This is a genomic window from Exiguobacterium sp. s127 (genome assembly GCF_018618695.1).
Classification (GTDB): domain Bacteria; phylum Bacillota; class Bacilli; order Exiguobacteriales; family Exiguobacteriaceae; genus Exiguobacterium_A; species Exiguobacterium_A oxidotolerans.
The window spans coordinates 1-19,088 of the sequence record NZ_JACSMO010000010.1; the positions used below are offsets into that span (position 1 = coordinate 1).

At 45.9% G+C, this 19,088-nt stretch carries 19 protein-coding genes; 11 read left to right on the top strand and 8 right to left on the bottom strand.

The features are described from left to right. The coding region (locus tag KNP98_RS12325; RefSeq protein WP_214811250.1) for a helix-turn-helix domain-containing protein at positions 1-284 on the bottom strand (284 nt) is incomplete at its 3' end. Positions 285-462: 178 nt separating this feature from the next. Next, positions 463-855: a hypothetical protein gene (locus tag KNP98_RS12330; protein WP_214765933.1), complete on the bottom strand. Its 393-nt coding sequence runs from the start codon at positions 853-855 to the stop codon at positions 463-465. 116 nt (positions 856-971) lie between these two features. Here KNP98_RS12330 and KNP98_RS12335 point away from each other — a divergent pair, with 116 nt between their 5' ends. The 3 genes from KNP98_RS12335 (at position 972) to KNP98_RS12345 (ending at position 2,312) form a co-directional block, all read left to right on the top strand. Beyond that, complete coding sequence (locus tag KNP98_RS12335; protein ID WP_214811568.1) at positions 972-1,271, top strand: putative quinol monooxygenase; 300 nt, start codon at positions 972-974, stop codon at positions 1,269-1,271. An 89-nt stretch (positions 1,272-1,360) separates the two neighbouring features. Further along, a complete protein-coding gene (locus KNP98_RS12340; RefSeq protein WP_088837024.1) occupies positions 1,361-1,828 on the top strand; it encodes a hypothetical protein in 468 nt (155 codons plus the stop codon). A gap of 22 nt (positions 1,829-1,850) precedes the next feature. Further along, positions 1,851-2,312 carry a hypothetical protein gene (locus KNP98_RS12345; RefSeq protein WP_214811571.1) on the top strand — a complete coding sequence of 154 codons (462 nt, stop codon included), beginning with the start codon at positions 1,851-1,853 and terminating at the stop codon, positions 2,310-2,312. 48 nt (positions 2,313-2,360) lie between these two features. Here the strand turns inward: KNP98_RS12345 and KNP98_RS12350 are convergent, their stop codons facing one another. Continuing rightward, a complete protein-coding gene (locus tag KNP98_RS12350; protein WP_214811574.1) occupies positions 2,361-5,591 on the bottom strand; it encodes an ABC transporter permease in 3,231 nt (1,076 codons plus the stop codon). A gap of 101 nt (positions 5,592-5,692) precedes the next feature. Continuing rightward, complete coding sequence (locus tag KNP98_RS12355) at positions 5,693-6,301, bottom strand: hypothetical protein (protein WP_214811577.1); 609 nt, start codon at positions 6,299-6,301, stop codon at positions 5,693-5,695. Between the two features lie 789 nt (positions 6,302-7,090). Here KNP98_RS12355 and kduI point away from each other — a divergent pair. From kduI to KNP98_RS12370, 3 genes are all read left to right on the top strand, one after another. Next, on the top strand, positions 7,091-7,921 hold the full coding sequence (kduI, locus tag KNP98_RS12360) for a 5-dehydro-4-deoxy-D-glucuronate isomerase (protein WP_214765941.1): 831 nt from the start codon (positions 7,091-7,093) through the stop codon (positions 7,919-7,921). A gap of 449 nt (positions 7,922-8,370) precedes the next feature. Then, positions 8,371-9,387 (top strand): 2-keto-3-deoxygluconate transporter, encoded by a 1,017-nt coding sequence (gene kdgT, locus KNP98_RS12365; RefSeq protein ID WP_088837029.1) that lies wholly within the window; start codon positions 8,371-8,373, stop codon positions 9,385-9,387. A 41-nt stretch (positions 9,388-9,428) separates the two neighbouring features. Continuing rightward, a complete protein-coding gene (locus tag KNP98_RS12370) occupies positions 9,429-10,385 on the top strand; it encodes a sugar kinase (RefSeq protein ID WP_214765943.1) in 957 nt (318 codons plus the stop codon). 64 nt (positions 10,386-10,449) lie between these two features. Here the strand turns inward: KNP98_RS12370 and KNP98_RS12375 are convergent, their stop codons facing one another. After that, on the bottom strand, positions 10,450-11,217 hold the full coding sequence (locus KNP98_RS12375) for an IclR family transcriptional regulator (protein ID WP_214811579.1): 768 nt from the start codon (positions 11,215-11,217) through the stop codon (positions 10,450-10,452). Positions 11,218-11,406: 189 nt separating this feature from the next. Between KNP98_RS12375 and KNP98_RS12380 the strand changes: the two genes are divergently transcribed. From KNP98_RS12380 to KNP98_RS12390, 3 genes are all read left to right on the top strand, one after another. Continuing rightward, positions 11,407-12,081, top strand: a complete 675-nt coding sequence (locus KNP98_RS12380; RefSeq protein ID WP_214808105.1) for a bifunctional 4-hydroxy-2-oxoglutarate aldolase/2-dehydro-3-deoxy-phosphogluconate aldolase — start codon at positions 11,407-11,409, stop codon at positions 12,079-12,081. A 219-nt stretch (positions 12,082-12,300) separates the two neighbouring features. After that, positions 12,301-13,509, top strand: coding sequence for an iron-containing alcohol dehydrogenase (locus KNP98_RS12385; RefSeq protein WP_214765949.1), 1,209 nt, complete (start codon positions 12,301-12,303; stop codon positions 13,507-13,509). Between the two features lie 198 nt (positions 13,510-13,707). Continuing rightward, positions 13,708-14,313 carry a GNAT family N-acetyltransferase gene (locus KNP98_RS12390; RefSeq protein WP_214811581.1) on the top strand — a complete coding sequence of 202 codons (606 nt, stop codon included), beginning with the start codon at positions 13,708-13,710 and terminating at the stop codon, positions 14,311-14,313. A 45-nt stretch (positions 14,314-14,358) separates the two neighbouring features. Here KNP98_RS12390 and KNP98_RS12395 read toward each other — a convergent pair whose 3' ends face one another. Beyond that, the gene (locus KNP98_RS12395; protein ID WP_214811583.1) at positions 14,359-15,018 is read right to left on the bottom strand and encodes a hypothetical protein; all 660 of its coding nucleotides are present in this window, start codon (positions 15,016-15,018) and stop codon (positions 14,359-14,361) included. 99 nt (positions 15,019-15,117) lie between these two features. Next, positions 15,118-16,329, bottom strand: a complete 1,212-nt coding sequence (locus KNP98_RS12400; RefSeq protein ID WP_214811585.1) for an MFS transporter — start codon at positions 16,327-16,329, stop codon at positions 15,118-15,120. Between the two features lie 143 nt (positions 16,330-16,472). Here KNP98_RS12400 and KNP98_RS12405 point away from each other — a divergent pair, with 143 nt between their 5' ends. Beyond that, positions 16,473-17,405, top strand: coding sequence for an NAD(P)-dependent alcohol dehydrogenase (locus KNP98_RS12405; protein ID WP_214811587.1), 933 nt, complete (start codon positions 16,473-16,475; stop codon positions 17,403-17,405). Between the two features lie 70 nt (positions 17,406-17,475). On the opposite strand, the gene KNP98_RS12410 is transcribed toward KNP98_RS12405, so the two are convergent. Further along, positions 17,476-18,036 (bottom strand): dihydrofolate reductase family protein, encoded by a 561-nt coding sequence (locus tag KNP98_RS12410; RefSeq protein WP_214811590.1) that lies wholly within the window; start codon positions 18,034-18,036, stop codon positions 17,476-17,478. 85 nt (positions 18,037-18,121) lie between these two features. Between KNP98_RS12410 and KNP98_RS12415 the strand changes: the two genes are divergently transcribed. Then, positions 18,122-19,009: a helix-turn-helix transcriptional regulator gene (locus KNP98_RS12415; protein WP_214811593.1), complete on the top strand. Its 888-nt coding sequence runs from the start codon at positions 18,122-18,124 to the stop codon at positions 19,007-19,009. Positions 19,010-19,088 lie beyond the last annotated feature (79 nt).

The following is a 19,088-nucleotide window of genomic DNA, read 5'->3' on the forward strand; positions in this document are numbered from 1 at the left end:
TGCTTCTTGAAGAAGCGGTCAAAGGCATCAGCAAGATGTTTGACGCTCGCTTGCACAGACGTGCTATCGACTTCTTTCAACCAGTCGAACGCCTGCTTCAACGACGGAATTTCTTTCGAGCAAGACCCGTAAGACAGCCCTTTACCTGTCGCTTTATACGTTTCATCCCACTTCGCCAAGAAGTGGTTGAAGACGAAGCGTGAACAACCGATCGTCTTCGCGATCAGGATTTCCTGCTCTTTTGTCGGATAGATTCTGAATTTGTAGGCCTTGTGAGTCAACATGATGTTCACCTCCTTACAAAGGATATACCCGAAAGAGAGCTTGGCGATTCATCTCCCACTTTCACTAGGGCTTCACTCTGATCGTTTAGAAGTGGGCGTATTCTCGCCTGATTTTGATAAAAATAAACTGAGCAGGATGATGGTCAAAATGGTCGTCAAGCTGACGAGCGAACTGCGGTTAGACATCGTTCTCCTCCTTTAAGTGGTTATTCTTCCGCAAACGGACATAACGGATGATGGCCGGTACCGCAATCGAAATCGAAAAAGCGCTAACGAGCAACAAATCGGTCTGCTCGAAAAATAAATAATCGATGCCGATCAACAGAAATAACAAAATCTGGATGATCCGAAAACGGAGCCGTGTACTCCGGTGAATGATGTCCTGTTCTTTCGATGGACTGGAGTGGTGCGTATTCTGACTCAGCAATTCAAAATAAAAATAACTGAGGACGCCGAGTTGGACGACCGAAAAGAAAGTAGCGCCTGTCTGTTCAAAGAAGATACCAAACAGAGTCATTCCGAACAAAAGTAAGTAGAGTGATAATACGATTCGTTTCGTACGTGTCGTCAAAGTAAGTCCTCCTGGAAGTCAGTCGATGCTAGTCTGTTCTACGGCACGGCAAGGAAAATGTTTCAAGCTATGAATGCATACAAAAGGAACTTAAGAAACAATGAGGAGGAATCAGGATGAGTTACGGGATTTTTGGGAAATTTACGACGACGGCGGGACAGCAAGAAAAATTGGTGGAGCTGTTACTTGAAGCAGCAGCCTCGTTCGAAGACGAGCCGTCATGTCTCCATTATATCGTCAGCGTATCAGAAGAAGCGGACACGGTCATCGTCCACGAAATTTGGACGAATCAAGCGTCGCACAAGGCGTCACTCGAACTTCCGGCGACGCGGAGCCTGATTGAGCAGGCACGCCCGTTTATCACGGGAATGGAACGCTTGTTGACGTTCGACCCGCAAGGTGGAAAAGGGTTATAAAGGGTAATTTTTGATGTCCCAGCCGAAAGTTTGTAAAAAATTAGAACTTTTTTTGCCGATTGACGTAGAGTATACATGAGGTGAGTATGATGGAAAAAAGACGAAGAATTCAACGTATCCGTGAAGAAAAGGAACGCATCGCGTTCGTTCGCATTATTTTTGCTGTAATGCTTGGTTTTAGTATCTTTGCACTTCTTCAATATGAGACAGCAATTTGGCCGAAAATCCTCGTCGGGGTTAGCTTCCTGGCACACGGTGTTTTGCACTGGATTGAAGCGAAACGAATCAGTGTATTTTCAGACAGCCGACCAGCACGCAACATCATCCGACTCCGTTACGCGGTTGATTTTGCTCTAATCGGACTGATTGCTTTTTTCTTCCCGCTATTAATCCGGTTCGAACTACCGCCTTTGCCAAGTTTTATCGGCTACTTTATCGGACTTGCAGCCTTCGTTATCGGTGACATCTATCTCGAGCGAACGCAGACGGTGCTTGACCCAGCCCATCCGACGAAAAAAGAATTACGAAGTAAAACACCTGTCCTGAAAGCCAGATGACTTTGAGTAGGGGATGAACAAAATGGAAAAACAAACGAAAATTCTAATCATGCAGCAGGAAAGCAAGCGGAATCTTTTTAAACGATTGGCATTGGTAGGAGTCGTCGCACTTTGTTTGTACGGCTTGGTTCAAACAGGTGCCGACGAATGGATTGTTCCACTGCTCGTCATCCTCGTCCTCATCCATGGACTGTTACTGCTCGGCGAGGCAAGGCGGATCAGTGCCCTATCAAGCATCAAAGCAGCACGGCGGCTGATTCGTTTCCGTTACGCGGTCGAGTTCGGTTTCGTTCCCGTTCCTTTATTGATTGCGCTTCAGGCATGGATCCCTAATTATTGGGGTATATCTGTTTTAATCGTTCTTCTGCTGGCTCTGCTGTTGATTGCCTTTTTAAAGCAATACCTGGAATTGCGGATCATGCGGACGGATCCGAGTCACCCGACGGACGACAATCTACGCAAAAAAACACGGATGGCAAACTAAAACAGTACTTCTACTCGCGCATCAAGCAACGGGTAGAAGTACTGTTTTTTAATTGAGTTCGATTTTAACAGTAGTCGGTTTTGCGAATGCATCACTTGACGCAAACATGACGAAGACATTTTCCGTTTCCGGTACTTCGTAGACGAGATCGACCCTTGATTGATAGGGAGCAAAGTACTGGTAACTGTTTTTCCAGGCCTTCTCATTGCGGTTGACGTAATCGACCGTCTCGTAGACATGCCCATTCCCATCCTGAAGCGTGAACCGGTCCGGTTTATATTGACTGTAGGAGCCGAGTACATCTTCTGTAATATCCGGGTCATGCAAAAACAACGGGAGCGTGATGTAGCGTTTACCGGCTTGCTGTGTCAGTTTGAGTTCAGCCGGCGGGCGGTCTAACAGTTTCCCGACACGGAAGGTGGCATCCTTTAATTTCGGGTCACCGGGATACGTTTTGAGCAGCCCCTGATTCATCAGCTTTTCGATTTTTGCCGTTTCCTGTTTCGACGGTTGTATGGCGGTCGATTTTTTGGCGGTCAAATCGGCGAGCTTCGTCCCTGTCGTCGTTTCAGTTGTTTGACTTGTCGGCTCGGCCGCCGGGTGCTCGACTTCACTCGTCGTCGCAAAGAAGAATAGTCCGACGACACCCACGACAAGCGCGGTCCCGACTGTTCCAAGCGCGACTTTGAAGCGGCGTTCCGTCGCCTTGGCATTGACGGCGACGCTCCCGATGGCTGCATTCGGTGTAATTTTAACCGCGCGGTAGGCCGGTAATAAGGCACCGATGATCCCGGTCGTAATCGGAATCAACAGCGTCAGGCTCAGGAATCCGAGCTCGGCCGTCGGGAATTGATTGTACATCTTGTAAATCAACCCGAGCGAGACGGCAAGACCAATCAATCCGGCAAACAGACCGGTCATGACCCCCTCAAGCAAGACGAGTTGACGGATCATCCCATCACGCCAGCCGGTCGCTTTCAGCACGGCGAGCTGTGATTTCCGTTCGTTGACGTTCTGCCACATGATTTCCGTCGTCGTCAAGATGGCAATCAGCAGGGCGACCCCCATCGCGACATAATGCATCATGCCGACTTCAAGGGCAACGAATTCGCCGAGCCAGGACGCATACAAGACCCCCTTGAGCCGGAACGTGACGAACAGGAAGAAGATGAACAAACTGGTCGGTAAGGCGATTGCGACAAGCGACAGTAATGTCCGTTGCCAGTACGTGACTAATTGATTGACGCTCATGCCGAGGACGGACTGCGAACGGACGAAACGACGTCCCCGCGAGACTTCTCCCGCCTGGATGCTTTCGTACGGTTGAATCTTCCGGATCAACAGCATCGGGACGAACGTGCCGCCCCAGTAAATCAACAGTCCGGCGAGACCGATCAGAACGATTCGGACAAGGGCAATCGGATGGTCCGTCGTCAGCCAAAACGTCCCGAGAATCGTCCAGGCAATGAAGGCGACGAGAGACCCGAGTAACGTTGCTTCGAGGAACAGCATTTTCGATAGCTGGTGCGGCCGCCAGCCGATGGCCAGTAAAATCGCAAACTCTTTTTTTCGGGCGTAAAGCAGGATGATATTCGAGCTGAAGACATAGACGAGTGCCACCAAAATGACGCTTGCGATGACACCGCTCATCCCGACTTTCGCTTCCTGGAAAATCGCCATCGAGGAACCGAGTTTAATCCAGGGCTGCTGGACCCACCCGAGTGCTGACTGGTCTTTAAGTCCGGGCAGATACGTCAGTGCCAGTTGCGGTGACGAACCGAGCGTCACATCCGTGATCAGTCCGGTCTTGTCTTCGATTTCCTGCGCGACGGCCTGTAATTTTTTCTCGCTTTGTTCATTCATCGTATCGATGCCTTTGACATTGACCCGGATGACGGAGATGGCTTTTTTGCCGCGAATCTTGAAAGCAGCGTCTAGCGTCGTCAACATCGAAGGCGGTTTCGTCATGAAGTCGTACGGGTCGTTTGTTGGTTTGACGTCACGCGGCGGGTTGACCGGTGTCTCATTTTTATCCATGACCCACTGTGCCTTCGCCGGGAAATAGGTTTCCATCGGCAGTTCCGTAAGCGGATCTTTCGATAAATTCAATTTCTTCGGATCAAATACTCCGATGTAATAGGGGTTGATCCGCGGCCAGTCATCACTCGACGTCCCGAACTCGCGTGCTGCCCGGTACATGCTGCGTTTCGCAAGCAAAGAATCCGGGTTGATCAGCTTCGGTTCGACCTGATAGGTGAACGGCCAGCGTGACGGATAGGGACTCTCGACGGAGTGATAGGTGATTGGTGAAGGCTTGAGAATCAGCCATTCCGAGTAGCCGCTGTATTTTTCAGGTAATGAATTATTCAAAATATCATGAATGAATTGTTTTTGGACTTGCGCCGTCGTGATTTTATACGTCTGTGGCTTTTCATCGACGGTAGGGAGCTTGTCTAAGTATGTTTTGCCGCCCTTTTTCGTGACTTCTTGAATCGTCGGTACCATCGAGTCATCAATCAGCGGTAAATCAAGTTTTTCATATTTATAGGTCCGGGACGCATCGATGTAATCCCGTTCGTTCATCAAAACCGGAATCATATCGACGTTCTCGAGCGCCGTCACGACGTCTTCATCCGTGAAATAACGGCTGTGGTCCGACTTTTTCGTCGCTTGATCAAGCCCGACGAGTTGTTCTTCCGCTTCCGGATCAATCCCGGCAATCATCGTATCACTGCCATACTCGTCGAGCGGTTGTTTTCCGAGACCGATCGGTGAGACGCCGGATTGTTTCGTATCGCCGCTCGCGTCCCAGCCGGCGGCTAAATAACGGACCGTCGTCGACTTGTCGACCTGCAGACCGGTATTTTGATAATCGGTGATCGTCAGCTTATAGACGCCGGGGTCATCAAACGTGTGCGTCCCGACGGATGAGCCTGTCGATTTATTTCCGATCATCGCGATCGGCGCTGCGACTTCGACGTCCGTGATGTCTTTAATTGTCTGATACTGTTTCATCGTGATGCCGCCGTCGAGACCGCTCATATAATTCGGCTCGAGTAAATGTAAGTCTTCCGTTACGCTCCGGCTTCCCGGCGGCCGGACGACGATATCATATGACGAGTTCCAGCGTTTTTGCAGTTCGTCAACGACGGTCCCATTGTTCGCTTGGGTCGTCCCGATTAAATAGCTCAGTCCTGTACTGACAATCAGGACACCGACGAGTAACAGGATGAACCGTTCTTTGTTTCGCCACCATGAGTTCCAAATGAAGGACATCATAGGCGTCCACCTCCTTTTACGTGTAGCGATATGAAAGACGGCCTATTCCGAATCGGAACCGGCCGTCGTTTTAACCGATCAGGGTAGAAAAGATCAGCATGTTAATCGATGCTGATTTTGACGGTATACGTCTTCGGGAAAGCATCGCTTGACGCAAACATAACGAACGTATTGGCATTTTTTGGGACGTGGTAGACGACATCCATCACGAGACGGTTCGGAGCGATGTATTGATGTTCGTACTTCCAGGCTTTTTTGTTATGACTGATGTAGTCGACCGGAGCATAGTCATGCCCGTGACCGTCGTTAATCGAGAAAGCATTCGGACGATAGACGCTATAGCCGTCTGACGTACCTTCTTTATTGTGTAGAATGAGCGGAACCGTAATGTAGCGGTACCCGTCTTTTTCTTTCAGCTTCAATTCTTTTGGGGCAGATAAAACGATTGGATCAACACGGAAAGAGTTTTTCTTTAGTGCAGGATCGCCCGGATACGTCTGGACCATCCCGGCACTCATTAATTTTTGGATTGACGGGGTACCCGATACTCGGGAAGTGCTGACTTTTGTGACGGTAGTGTCAGTCGCTGCAACATCGGATACCGTTTCGTCCTGCGTATTGAATCCATCTGTATTCGTAAAAGCAAAGACAGCTCCTCCGGTAAGGACGGTGATTGTAGCGAGTGAAAGCAAGCGTTTTTGAGTCGTCATCATAGAAACACTCCTTCTCCTGTTTAATTTGGAAATAATTATCAGAATACTCAGTCTAAATATACTGTTTATTATTTCCAAACGCAAACGGATTTTTTATAGATGGGAAATGAGAAATAAGAAAACAAGAAATTAGAAAAGTACAAATTATGATTCACGTTTTTATTCATGAAAGGTAAAAAAATTAAAAAATAATTAATCTAGAGGTTCACTTGAATGTGTATTTCCTATTTTTTTATTGCTTAACAATAAAAAAAACAAAACAGCGTTCTATTTACATAAAACATACAGAAGCCCCGTTCATTTTAGTTTGAATTAGCACGCATTGTAAAAAATAGTTTTATGTACTCAAGAGTTATATGATCACTTCCAACCGGATTTTTACTTACATCGAAATAGTTCTACTATTAATAGCAAGCAAATATGCTTGTTTAAAAAAGTAACGATTAAGTAAAACAATCTCCTACCGACCAATCATCCATTAAAAAAGATTTGTTGTTTTTTTGCATTCAAGAGAGGTTTGATGAGGACGTAGCTCACCTTTTAAAACCTATATATGGATAATTAATTACGTATTAGTGAAAAAATACACAAGTTACATTCATAATTTTGACAATATTAATTCGCTAGCTTTTTTTAAAACAGCATTATATAATCATTATGTAGAACAGCGTTTCACAATACGGAACAAAAACTATTTTTTTAATCTTTTTTGTAAACGCCTTCATTTTAAATTAGATTTGTCTTTTCGCGTTTAAAATTCAGAAACTAAAGGAGATGTATTTTTTTATGGAAACAAGATATTCGACTCATCCAAACCAAGTTAAAGATTTTAGTACAGCGGAGTTACGGGAAAATTATTTGATCGAGGAGTTATTTGTATCAAATGAAACTAAACTAGTTTATTCAATGGATGATCGTATAATCATTGGAGGCATTACACCGAAGGATGCTCAGATTTTATTAGAAGGTACGGATCAGATGCAATCAGAATATTTTTTAGATCGGAGAGAAGTCGGAATATTTAATGTTGGGGGCAAAGGAAAGATTGTCGTCGATGGTGAAACTTTCGATATGGAAAACAAGGACTGCCTTTATGTAGGGTTAGGAAAAAAAGAACTAGTATTTTCAAGCGAATCTTCTGGACACGCAGCAAAGTATTACATTTTTTCAGCACCGGCGCATAAAGAATACCCCGTTCAACATGTATCTTTTCGTTCAATTGAGGGAGATCGGTTGGGCACTGTAAATAATGCCAATCAACGTGTGATTCGTCGCTTTATTCACGAGGAAGGCATTCAAAGTTGCCAGATTGTCATGGGCATGACTCAACTCGATAAAGGAAGTGTATGGAATTCCGTTCCTACACACACACATGATCGGAGAACTGAGGTGTATCTGTATATTGATTTGGACGAGGATGCACGGTTATTTCATTTCATGGGGGAATCGCGTAATACAAAACATGTCATTCTGAAAAATGAGCAAGCAGTGATTTCACCTCCATGGTCAATTCATTGCGGTACGGCAACTAGTAATTATGCATTTGTTTGGGGGATGGCAGGCGACAATAAAACAATCAGTGACGCGATTCCAGTAAAATTAGAGGAAATGCGATGAGTGTCTGAACGCTAAAGGTTCATGTGAGACGATGCTAACTTGATTACTGGAAATTAACAACCTTAAAAGTACGGATATTCTAGAAGAGGAATTAAAAACAGTCTTAGCCGATTTAGAAATAACAGGTTTTTCTCCGTATTCAGTTGGTCGTTATGATGAAGAAGATACGCTTTTCTATTTAAATAAATCTGAATTGATGAATGTAGAAGAATTTTTGGAAGCAGATCAAAAATATCTAGGTAGTTATTTCGTTCTTAAAGTTAAAAACGTTGTTGTAGAGAAGGAGTCACATACACCGGATAGATCATGGGTGGTCACTCGCGGCTGAAATTTTAAAAAACATATTTTTGAAAGCGTTATCAATATTGGCGGTAATCTGCATTGGAGTAACCAAATAATCTTTTCAATGAAATTTAGCATTTAAATCAATTATGAAAGGTGTGTAAAAAATGAAAATTATGAAGACACTTAATAAAATTCCCGGTGGTTTAATGTTAGTTCCGTTGTTCCTCGGAGCACTTATTCACACGTTTGCCCCGGGATCCGGTGAATATTTTGGTTCCTTTACGAACGGCTTAATGACGGGGACCGTTCCAATCTTAGCGGTTTGGTTCTTCTGTATGGGAACAGGAATAAATATTAAAGCGACCGGTACAGTATTAAGAAAATCTGGAACTCTTGTACTAACTAAAATTGCCGTAGCGTGGGTAGTTGCTGTTATTGCATCGTCCTTTATTCCGGTTGATGGTATCCAAACAGGCATTTTTGCAGGTTTTTCGGTTTTAGCTTTAATTGCGGCGATGGATATGACAAACGGAGGACTGTACGCATCAATCATGCAACAATACGGTTCTAAAGAAGAAGCCGGTGCATTTGTTTTAATGTCAATCGAGTCGGGTCCATTAGTGACCATGCTAATTTTAGGATCTACAGGAGTAGCTGCTTTTGAACCGCATGTTTTTGTAGGCGCAGTATTGCCTTTCCTGGTTGGTTTTATACTGGGGAATCTGGATAGTGATGTGCGAGACTTCTTCAGTAGAGCATCACACGTAATGATTCCTTTCTTTGGATTCGCATTAGGTAATGCAATCGATTTAAAAGTAATTCTGCAGACAGGACTGGGTGGAGTGATATTAGGGGTTTTAGTCATCATTGTGACTGGTATTCCATTGATGCTGGCAGACAAATTCATTGGGGGAGGTAACGGTACTGCAGGATTGGCAGCTTCTAGTACGGCGGGAGCTGCAGTTGCAAACCCGATGATTATCGCGACGATGAAGCCGGAGTTCCTTCCTATTGCACAATCTGCTACAGCATTAGTTGCAGCTTCAGTTATCGTAACTTCGATTTTAGTACCGATTTTAACTGCCTATTGGGCCAAGTATATGAAAAATAAAAACAAAAATCAGGATCACCAAGACCCTCAAAATCATCCGGAAGAGATGAAAGAAGTCTTACAATCGTAAAATTCAGAGAAAAACCTTTTAAATAATAAGGAGAGATTATGATGAGTAGAATTGTAACTATTGGAGAACCTATGGCATTGTTTGTTGCCGAACAAGAAGGTCCACTTGAAAATGTTGAAAACTTTAGCCGCTTTGTGGCTGGGGCGGAAGTTAACTTTTCAATCGGGATGTCTCGTCTTGAACATGAGATGACATACGTCACGAAACTAGGTCAAGACCCGTTCGGAAAAACGATTGAGAATTTTTTACTCGAGAATGGAATTGATACGAGTCATATAACGTATGACGAAACCTATAAAACAGGAATGCAGTGGAAACAAAAGGTAAGCAAATTTGATCCAGAAGTGTTCTCAGCGAGAAAAAATTCTGCAGCATCACATATGAATGCGGAAACCATCCGACACTTGGATTTGGAAGCAATTGATCACGTTCATGTGACAGGGATTTTACCTGCGTTATCTAAAGACTGCAGAGAAATGGTCTACACCTTGATGCAAAAAGCACGAATGAAAGGTATTCAAGTTTCTTATGATCCAAACTTACGGCCCGGTCTTTGGTCCAGTAAAGAAGAGATGGTTGAAGTCGTCAATGAGTTAGCTTCTTTGGCGGATATCGTACTACCCGGTGTTGGCGAAGGGGAAATATTGACAGGACAAAAGTCAATTGAAGCCATTGCAAGATTTTATCATAATCTCGGGGTTAAAACAGTCGTGATGAAGCTTGGAGCTGATGGAGCCTACACTAGCTCGGAAGGAAATCAATTTTATACAGATGGCTATCCGGTTGATCGAGTGGTGGACACTGTCGGTGCCGGGGATGGTTTTGCAGTAGGTGTGATAAGCGGAATCTTGGAAGGATTATCACTGGAAGAGTCAGTAAGACGGGGAACTGCTATCGGTGCGTTGGCGGTAATGTCACCTGGGGACAATGACGGATTGCCTGATCGTAGACGTTTAGGAGAATTTATGGCAGGCAATGCAATTGATTTGACAATGTAGAAAAAAAGTAAAGATGACCGTGTTCAACGGTTTTCTTTACTTTTATCGTATGAATCATTGAAAACTAGTTAACATTCGTAAAACCAAGTGTTTGCGAAATGTTTAAACTCGTATCTTTTATTTTATCAATCAAAGTATCTTCGATCATATCCATCGTTACCCGGTTACTAGGACCAGATACGCTAAAGCTAGCAATGATTTCACCTTTATGGTTGTAGATCGGGGCAGCGATGCAACGAATACCTTCTTCGTTTTCAATATTATCCAGTGCATATTGCTGCTGTTTTACTTTTTCGATTTCTAGCCGGAATTCTCCTTGTGATGTAATCGTGTTTGGAGTTCGTGGAGCAAAATCAATTTTTTCAACAACTTCCTCAAAATAACTTGGAGTTACTCCGGAAAGCAGGATTTTACCTACGGCTGTACAGTACATTTGGCCGCGTGTACCAATCCGTGAAAACATTCGGACTGTGTGGTTACTTTCGATTTTATCAATATAAACAATTTCACCACGATCTTCTATGCATAAATGAACCGTTTCATTTATGTCTTTGGACAGTTTTTCGATGAAAGGTTTTGCAGCACGTATTATTTCGTTGCTGTCCGAAATATTTCTAGAGAGGAAAAGAATTTGTAACCCCAGTTTGTATTTGTTTGTTTCGGCATCCTTAGCGATATAATTCATGCTTCCCAGCGTAGTTAACAACCGGTGAATAGTACTTTTGGATAAGTCCAGTTGTTCAGTTAATTGGGAAATTTTAAGGCCATCAGGATATTCTGACAGTTTGTTTAAAATAGTAAGTGCTCTTTCTAATGATTGAACGTTAGACAAAATCTTCAACCTCTTTATTTTAGTATTTTTGTTTTAGGGACTGTTTAAAATCAGTCTCTTCAAGACTTGTTTAGTTTCTCAAGTATACCAAAGATTGATGAAAATTTGGCTTACTAAATAACAGGAAATGAAACTAAATTTGAAAATTCTTAAGTGGTATGAAAAATTATTGAAAAGTGAGGGAACTTAATGAATAAACTAAAGATTTTAAACAGCATTACGAACTGTGGTGTAGTAGCGGTAATAAGAGCAGACAATGAAGAAGAAGCTATTAAAATTTCAGAAGCCTGCGTGGAGGGAGGGATTAAAGGCATTGAGATAACGTTTACAGTTGATGGAGCAGATAGTGTCATTTCAAAATTAAGATCACTCTTTACTGGCGATGATTCGGTGGTGATTGGAGCAGGGACTGTTCTGGATTCTACTACGGCAAGGATTGCTATTTTAGCAGGTGCACAGTTCGTCGTAAGTCCTTGTTTTGACGAAGCTACGGCAAAGTTGTGCAATCTGTATCAGGTACCGTATATGCCAGGTTGCATGACAATTACAGAGATGAAACAGGCCCTAGAGGCAGGAGTCGATATTGTAAAGCTGTTTCCAGGGAACAATTTTGGACCGGAATTCATTAAAGGGGTCCATGCACCACTGCCCCAAGTAAATATAATGCCGACCGGCGGTGTTAGTTTAGACAATGTAGATCAATGGATAAAAAACGGATGTGTAGCCGTAGGGGTGGGGGGGAATCTTATAACCCCGGCGAAGAGCGGGGATTATAACCTGATTAGTGAATACGCCGCACAATATGTAGAAAAAGTCAGAAGTGTGCGACGGGATGGCGAAGAAGTTGAAAAGGTAAGAGTGTAAAGGGAAGCCGGTCAAATAGTAGAGGGCAGTTTATAAGAAAAAGATGCGGTTTTTAAACTGAATATCGTAATAAAGCTTTTGAAATTCCGCAAAATACAAGGGATTTATGTAGATTTTTATTTTAAGAAACGTTATAATTAATTTATGGAACGCCGTTCCGTATTGTGAAACAAAAAGAAGTTGTTACGTTAAAAATCTTTTAAATAAAGGAGATTGAAAATGGATAATTTTAATTGGAATTTCCCTACAGAAATCGTTTATGGTGAAGGTAGAGTCAATGAAATCGGTAAAATCGCTAAGTCGTATGGAAAAAAGGCAATGATCGCGACGTATAAAAGAGGTGGATTTTTAGACCCGATCATTGATAACGTGGAATCCCTGTTAAGAGAAGCGGGAATTGAATTTGTGACGTTTACTGGAATCGAACCAAATCCACGAGCGCAGACAATCGATAAAGCGATTGAGATATTTAAGTCGGAGCAGTGTGACTTCGTCATTGCACTAGGCGGTGGAAGTGTAATCGATGGTTCAAAATATATCGCTGCTACAGGTTTTTCTGGCGGTAAGTCATGGGACTATGTTGTCTTAGGGGACAGAGTTCCGCGTGAGTACACAGGCGCTTATCCAATCATTGCGATTCCGACGATGTCGGCATCGGGTTCAGAGTGTAATGCTGGTGGTGTTTTAACAAATGCTGAAACGAATGAGAAAAGCTTTTCTAGATCAGCATATCGTTACCCGAAAGTTGCCATCGTAGATCCAGGGTTATTGACGTCTGTACCACTTTCGATCACTAAAGACAGCTGTGTCGACATTTTCTCTCATCTGATCGAACATTATTTATCAAGCCAGGCAGAATCGGAATTTGCAGATCGGGCAACAGAAGGAATGATTTTAACACTAAAAGAAAATTTTGATAAAATCATTAAAGATCCGACCGATATCGATGTCAGAGGGCAAATCGCGTTATGTTCAATCTTTGGATGGTCTGGTTTCCAGGCGCTAGGGAGAATGGGATCAATTCCGATGCACTCAATTGAAATGCCTTTAAGTGCTGTTTATGATTTACCGCATGCAAGAGGGATGACAATCATTATTCCACCATATCTTAAAGTGATGGCAGAAGCGATGCCTGCTAGATGGGCAAAATTAGCTAGAAGATGTTTCGGTGTAACGGAAGAAGATGATTTGAAAGCAGCTAAGTTACTTTCAGTTAAAGTCGTGGAATGGTTGAAAGATACAGAATCTTATCTGACGCTTGAAGATGTTGACATCCCGTCTGACCAATTCGAAAGAATGGCCGAAGATGTAGTACGAATGTTCCCGGGAAGTGAACCGAGTACGACAACTGGACCACGACCGATTACGAAAGAGGAAATCATCAAAATTTACGAGATGTCTCAAAATAGTCATTTGACATATAGTTGAATAATGTACGGAACCCCCGAATGACGGACACTTGATACAAGTTCCGATTCGGGGGTTTTTGAATGTCTTCATTATACGCGACGGCGATCAAGCGAGTAGAAGTACAAATACAGTGCAAGGATTAAACGGTTTTTATCCAATAATTGTACTGTCTCGTTTTTTTGTATATAATGTAAAAAAAGAAACGGAGAATCCTGGATGACTACTGAACAATTTTACAAGACGTTACCAACACTTGAGACGGACCGCTTGCTCTTGCGGCCGATGCGCCAAGAGGACGTAGACGATTTGTTCGCCTATACCCAGGACGAGGAGACGGCGCGTTACGTGACGTGGAATGCAAATCAGACGATTGGTCAGGCGCAGCAGTTCCTGACGCACGTCCTGTCGAACTACGAACAGGGAAAACAGGCACCGTGGGCAATTGAATGGAAGGCGACGGGACAGATGATCGGCACGATTGATTTCATTCATCTGTTGCTTGATGAAAACAAACAGGCCGAGCTCGGGTACGCGTTATCGCGGCAATTCTGGGGCAAAGGCATCGTCACGGAAGCCGTGGAACGGGTGCTGGACTTCGGTTTTGAGGCGTTACAGCTGGAACGGATTCAGGCACGGTGCATGGAACCGAACGTCGGTTCAGCACGGGTGATGGAAAAGGTCGGGATGACGTACGAAGGCACGTTACGCCGTTTGATTTTCATCAAAGGGACGTTTCATGATGTCAAGATGTACTCCATTTTACGGGAGGAGTACGTGACGCAACGTCAGGCAGCGGAACAGAACGAAAAACAACATCAATGAACGAATGAAGCCCCCGACCACTTTGAGCGGTCGAGGGCTTTTTGATTATGTTCTGTTCTCAATCAACGAATCGATGACGGTAACCGTGTTTTTGACCGTATCGAGAATCCGTGTCCGTCGATCGTCTTTTGACAGGAAAATCGCTTCGCCGGTCGCGTCATACGCAAATGCCGTCGGAATCGAAAAGCCGCAGTTGCGGTAAGACCCGTTGGCATGACTCGTCCCGATGACGATAGCGGATTGCTGGCGGCTGATGCGGGCTGCTTCGCCGGACCACTCGGCATATTGTTCCGGACTGAACATCCCGACGCCAATTGGATTGAAAATTAACTCAACGGTATCGTTTTTCAGCCCGTCCAGTCCTAAGAAGATTTCGCGACAGAGCAGATACCCGTACCGTTGTCCATCATCGTCGACGGTCGACGGTTGATAGAGCGGACCGGCTTCCAGCGTTTTTGCCCGGTCGAGGATGACTTCCCCGTGTTCGTTAATGATCAAGGCCCGATCTAACCGGTCGGCGTCCCGGTACCCGGTGACGATCATCGTCGTGTACTGTTTTGCTAATTGACAGAGCGTCGCGAGATCGGTCTGCCGGCAGTAGCCTTCCGGATACAACACGATGTCGATGTCAGGATAGGCGGCAATCTCTCGTCGTAACTGTTGTAAGTCTGTTTCTTGTTTCGGTTGTCCAATCAAAATGTGCATGTGGCATTCACTCCGTTCGTATTATGTCATTGATTATGTAGATGGGTTTAAGTTTAGCATAATTTGTCAATTGCTGAAGAGGAAGTCATGCTGTCTGGTTTAGGAAATGTGTTTCGCCGGCAAATCTTCTTTAAAATATAGTTGTTTACCCGGCAGGAGGACAGCGATGCTTTGAAGGAGACTCAGTCCGACCAACAGACAGGCCGCCGTCAAAACGGTGAAGCGGAGCGGGAACAGGTCTCCCGTAAAACCAACGAATAAAATCAACACGATGTGGAGCATGCTTTGCCCAAGTCCATAAAGGCTCGTTACACGACCCATCAATTCATCGGGCACATTGTTTTGATAAAACGTCATAAAGCCGGTCCCGGAAAAGGCATTAAAAAAGCCGAGCAAGATGAAACCGGTCGCGACGAGTAAAAAAGAGGTGGCCGTCGCATAGATCAAGTAACCGATTGCGACGAACAGGTATCCGCTGACGAGCAACGTTTTGAGCGACAGGCGACGCGAGAAGCGGGCGACGGTCAGTCCGCCGAGCACGGAACCGATGCCCGTCAAGCTGATCAACAGTCCATAATCGGTTACCGATAGTCCGACGACGGTCTGCAGAAAAACGACTTCCTGTGCGTCCATCGCCAGCGCGAGGCTCATCGTCAACAATCCGATGACGTAAATCACGATGATAAACCGGTTCGACCGACTGAATCGGGCGACGGTGCGCCAGTCCGCTACGACGTCGGTGAATCGTAATTTCTCGACAGTGGGTGGACGGGAGACGGAAGGCAGGAAAGCTAGTAATATCCCGGAAACAATAAACGAGCCGGCATTGATCCAAATCGCGACATCGGTGGTCGCGACGAGTAACAGCAGACCGGCTAACGCCGGACCGATCAAAAAAGCACTCGACGTGATCAGACCACGATAGGCATTAAACGTTTTCCGACCGGTGTCTGGCACGAGTTGTGTCAGGTAGGTCGTCGCAGCAGGTTCAAAAAACGCTTTGACAAGGGCGAGCGCAAACAGCGTCAGGTACATCAACGGCAGTGTCGACAGGAGCGGAATCAGCGCGACGAGCAACGCCCGGATGAAATCCGTCCCGATCAACCACCTGCGTACATCGGCCCGGTCAATCAGACTGCCGGCCCAAAATTTCGTGAACAGGGCAGCAAACGGACCGATGATCCAGAGTCCGGCGACTGCGGTGGCGGAGCCGGTCAATTGATAGAGATAGACATTGATTGCAACAAGGTAAATGAAGTCGCCGAATTGCGAAATGCCGAATGAAGCTAGGAGCGTCGTAGCACGAGACAAGGGGAATCCACCCGCTTTCTGTATACATATATTACCAATAGTATATCGGATGATTCCAGGGTTCACAATGCCTGAACCGTGCAGGTTGTTTGTACCGATTTGTCGTATTACTTAAGTAACAAATAAGCTTGAGGAGGGGTACGATGAGAGCCGTCATTTGTACTGCATATGGTCCGCCCGATGTACTGAAGCTGCGAGAAGTAAAACAGCCTGTCCCGAAAGCATCTGAGTTGCTGATAAAAGTCCATGCCTCCGCCGTGCATTCAGGTGATCGTCGTCTGCGGGCACTCGATGTACCGGCAGCAGGGAAACTTCCGATGCGTGTCGTCATCGGGTTTAAAGCACCGAGACAGCCAATTTTAGGGGTTGTCTTAGCCGGCGAAGTCGTTGCGACAGGCAATCGTGTCCAGGATTTTAAAGTCGGCGACCGTGTCTATGCCCTGACCGGGATGCGCTTTGGTGGTTACGCTGAGTATGCCTGTATCAAGGAAACGAGCTGTGTCGGGCAGATGCCGCGCAATGCAAGCTTCACGGAAGCAGCCAGTCTTCCGTTTGGCGGAACGACCGTCCTCCACTTTTTCCGGAAGCTGAACCTTAAGCAGGCGAAAACGATCTTGATTTACGGAGCCTCGGGCGCCGTCGGTTCGCTTGCCGTCCAAATCGCCAAACAATACGGACTTCATGTGACGGCGGTCTGCAGCGGACGGCACGTTGAGTTGGTGGAAGGTCTTGGCGCGGATGGTGTCGTCGACTATACAGCAGAAGGACATGGTGCGCACCTGACGACGTATGACACAGTATTTGACGCGTCCGGAAAAATTGACAAACGAGCCGCACGTAAGCACGTAGGAGCAAAAGGGGCGTTTCGTTCAGTCGCCGGACACGGCGTCGCGCGGGCGCTGAAAAAAGATTTGATTTTACTGAATGAGTGGTTTGAAACTGGGAAGATCAAAGCGGTCATCGATACGGTATATTCGCTCGAAGAGATCGTCGCTGCCCACCGTTACGTCGATTCCGGGCGGAAATACGGCAATGTCATCGTGTCGGTCGTGGAGGATTCCGGTAAAACGGATTAGATGCCACATCGTCATGACGAACACCGTCGGACTGACGCAAAAAACAAAGTAAAACAAAAAACACCTTTGCCTACAGCGTTTCAAAGGTGTTTTTTATCTGCGTAGAACGTCCCTTCAAGACATCATACGTCGCCATAATGAACTGACCGGACGGACAACAGCTGGTCAGCCGGAACCGTGTCTCAAGCGTCCCTTCCGGAAACAGTGGAATCCCGCTGCCGAGGACGACCGGCGCGATCGCCAGTTCGAGCTGATCAATCAATTGTAACCGTAAGGCTTCTTGAATCAACTCGCCGCCGCCGACGAGCCAAATCTTGCCGTTGATGGTCGGACTAATCCGGTCAATCAACACATCGAGTGGCTCATTCGTGTAGGTCGCGTATTCGGACTGTTGATCGTTCTGCCGGGTCAACACGTAGTTCTCGAGTCCACTGTACGGATAGTCCTCACTGAGGACCAAGACTTCGTCAAAGGTTTTTCGACCCATGATGACGGCATCGACGTCTTCCATGAACGCCGCGTACCCATTATCACCGTCCCCTTCGACAGCGAACAGCCAATCGAGCGAATCATTTGATCGGGCAATCTTTCCGTCTAAACTGCAGGCGATATATAAAACGGTTTTAGTCATCAATAACTCCTCCTTTTGTTCGAGCTATCTCTAGTCTACGCTATAATTATGACAAAAGATGTCGTAATTAGAGAGGGGATTTTGTATGAAAGGTCGCCATTTGAAACTGATGCGTCTGCTTAATCGGCAACAGCTGTTGACGGCGCGGGAGCTCGCTGAAGCGTGCGGCGTCTCGTTACGGACGATTCAACGGGACGTACTCGAACTTGAAGCAAACGGATATCCGATTTACAGCGAGCGGGGAGCAGAGGGCGGATACCGGGTCCTGCCGAACCGTTTGCTGCCGCCACTTGCCTTACGGGAACAGGAAGCGATCACTTTGTTTTTAATGCTCGACTGGGTCGGTCAAATTCCCGATCTGCCGTTCGGTCCGTTACGGGGGAATCTTGCTGAATGGTATCTCCATGAACTGCCGGCGGATCTTGAAGCGAAGATGGACCGCCTGAAAGGACGGGTCCGTTTTGCTCGACCCGATACGCCGCCGTCTCCGTTGACGCGAGACGTGTTGCGATTATTGGAAGCGGAAGTCAAAGGGGAAATCACTTACCGGACGACAAGCGGACGACGGACGATTTTGATGGATCCAATCGGTTTAACGTTTGAACGCAATCGCTGGTATCTGCTCGCCCAGACTGACCGGGGACTGCGGCAGTACCGGGTCGACCGGATGGAGCAGGTCTTACCGACGACCATTTCGTCCGAACAGCTGACGTTCGAGGAGGCAGAATGTCAGGTGAAGTCAGGTGAACAGGTGACGATCCGACTGGAAATGACGTCACTCGGGGAACGGTTGCTTGAAGGGATTTTACCGCTGAACGCACAGCGGACGTGGTCTGTTCCGGTTACCGAGTTACCGTTTCTCGGACGACAGTTGTTTGGACTGGGCGAAAACGTAAAAGTCCTTGAACCGTCAACACTAAAGGAAGAAATCCTGAAACAGGCAAGGGACCTGCTCGCGTCCTATGATGCCTGAAAAAAGGAATGATTCTCCTATGCCAGCAAGAAATTATGGTACGATAAAACTAGAGAAAAGTGAAAGAATGGAAGTGATT

Excerpts from the sequence above, each read along its gene's own strand:
- KNP98_RS12335 (WP_214811568.1), top strand. The coding sequence starts at position 972 with ATGAGTTACGGGATTTTTGGGAAATTTACGACGACGGCGGGACAGCAA.
- KNP98_RS12340 (WP_088837024.1), top strand. The coding sequence starts at position 1,361 with ATGGAAAAAAGACGAAGAATTCAACGTATCCGTGAAGAAAAGGAACGC.
- KNP98_RS12345 (WP_214811571.1), top strand. The coding sequence starts at position 1,851 with ATGGAAAAACAAACGAAAATTCTAATCATGCAGCAGGAAAGCAAGCGG.
- KNP98_RS12350 (WP_214811574.1), bottom strand. The coding sequence starts at position 5,591 with ATGATGTCCTTCATTTGGAACTCATGGTGGCGAAACAAAGAACGGTTC.
- KNP98_RS12355 (WP_214811577.1), bottom strand. The coding sequence starts at position 6,301 with ATGACGACTCAAAAACGCTTGCTTTCACTCGCTACAATCACCGTCCTT.
- kduI (WP_214765941.1), top strand. The coding sequence starts at position 7,091 with ATGGAAACAAGATATTCGACTCATCCAAACCAAGTTAAAGATTTTAGT.
- kdgT (WP_088837029.1), top strand. The coding sequence starts at position 8,371 with ATGAAAATTATGAAGACACTTAATAAAATTCCCGGTGGTTTAATGTTA.
- KNP98_RS12370 (WP_214765943.1), top strand. The coding sequence starts at position 9,429 with ATGAGTAGAATTGTAACTATTGGAGAACCTATGGCATTGTTTGTTGCC.
- KNP98_RS12380 (WP_214808105.1), top strand. The coding sequence starts at position 11,407 with ATGAATAAACTAAAGATTTTAAACAGCATTACGAACTGTGGTGTAGTA.
- KNP98_RS12385 (WP_214765949.1), top strand. The coding sequence starts at position 12,301 with ATGGATAATTTTAATTGGAATTTCCCTACAGAAATCGTTTATGGTGAA.
- KNP98_RS12390 (WP_214811581.1), top strand. The coding sequence starts at position 13,708 with ATGACTACTGAACAATTTTACAAGACGTTACCAACACTTGAGACGGAC.
- KNP98_RS12395 (WP_214811583.1), bottom strand. The coding sequence starts at position 15,018 with ATGCACATTTTGATTGGACAACCGAAACAAGAAACAGACTTACAACAG.
- KNP98_RS12405 (WP_214811587.1), top strand. The coding sequence starts at position 16,473 with ATGAGAGCCGTCATTTGTACTGCATATGGTCCGCCCGATGTACTGAAG.
- KNP98_RS12410 (WP_214811590.1), bottom strand. The coding sequence starts at position 18,036 with ATGACTAAAACCGTTTTATATATCGCCTGCAGTTTAGACGGAAAGATT.
- KNP98_RS12415 (WP_214811593.1), top strand. The coding sequence starts at position 18,122 with ATGAAAGGTCGCCATTTGAAACTGATGCGTCTGCTTAATCGGCAACAG.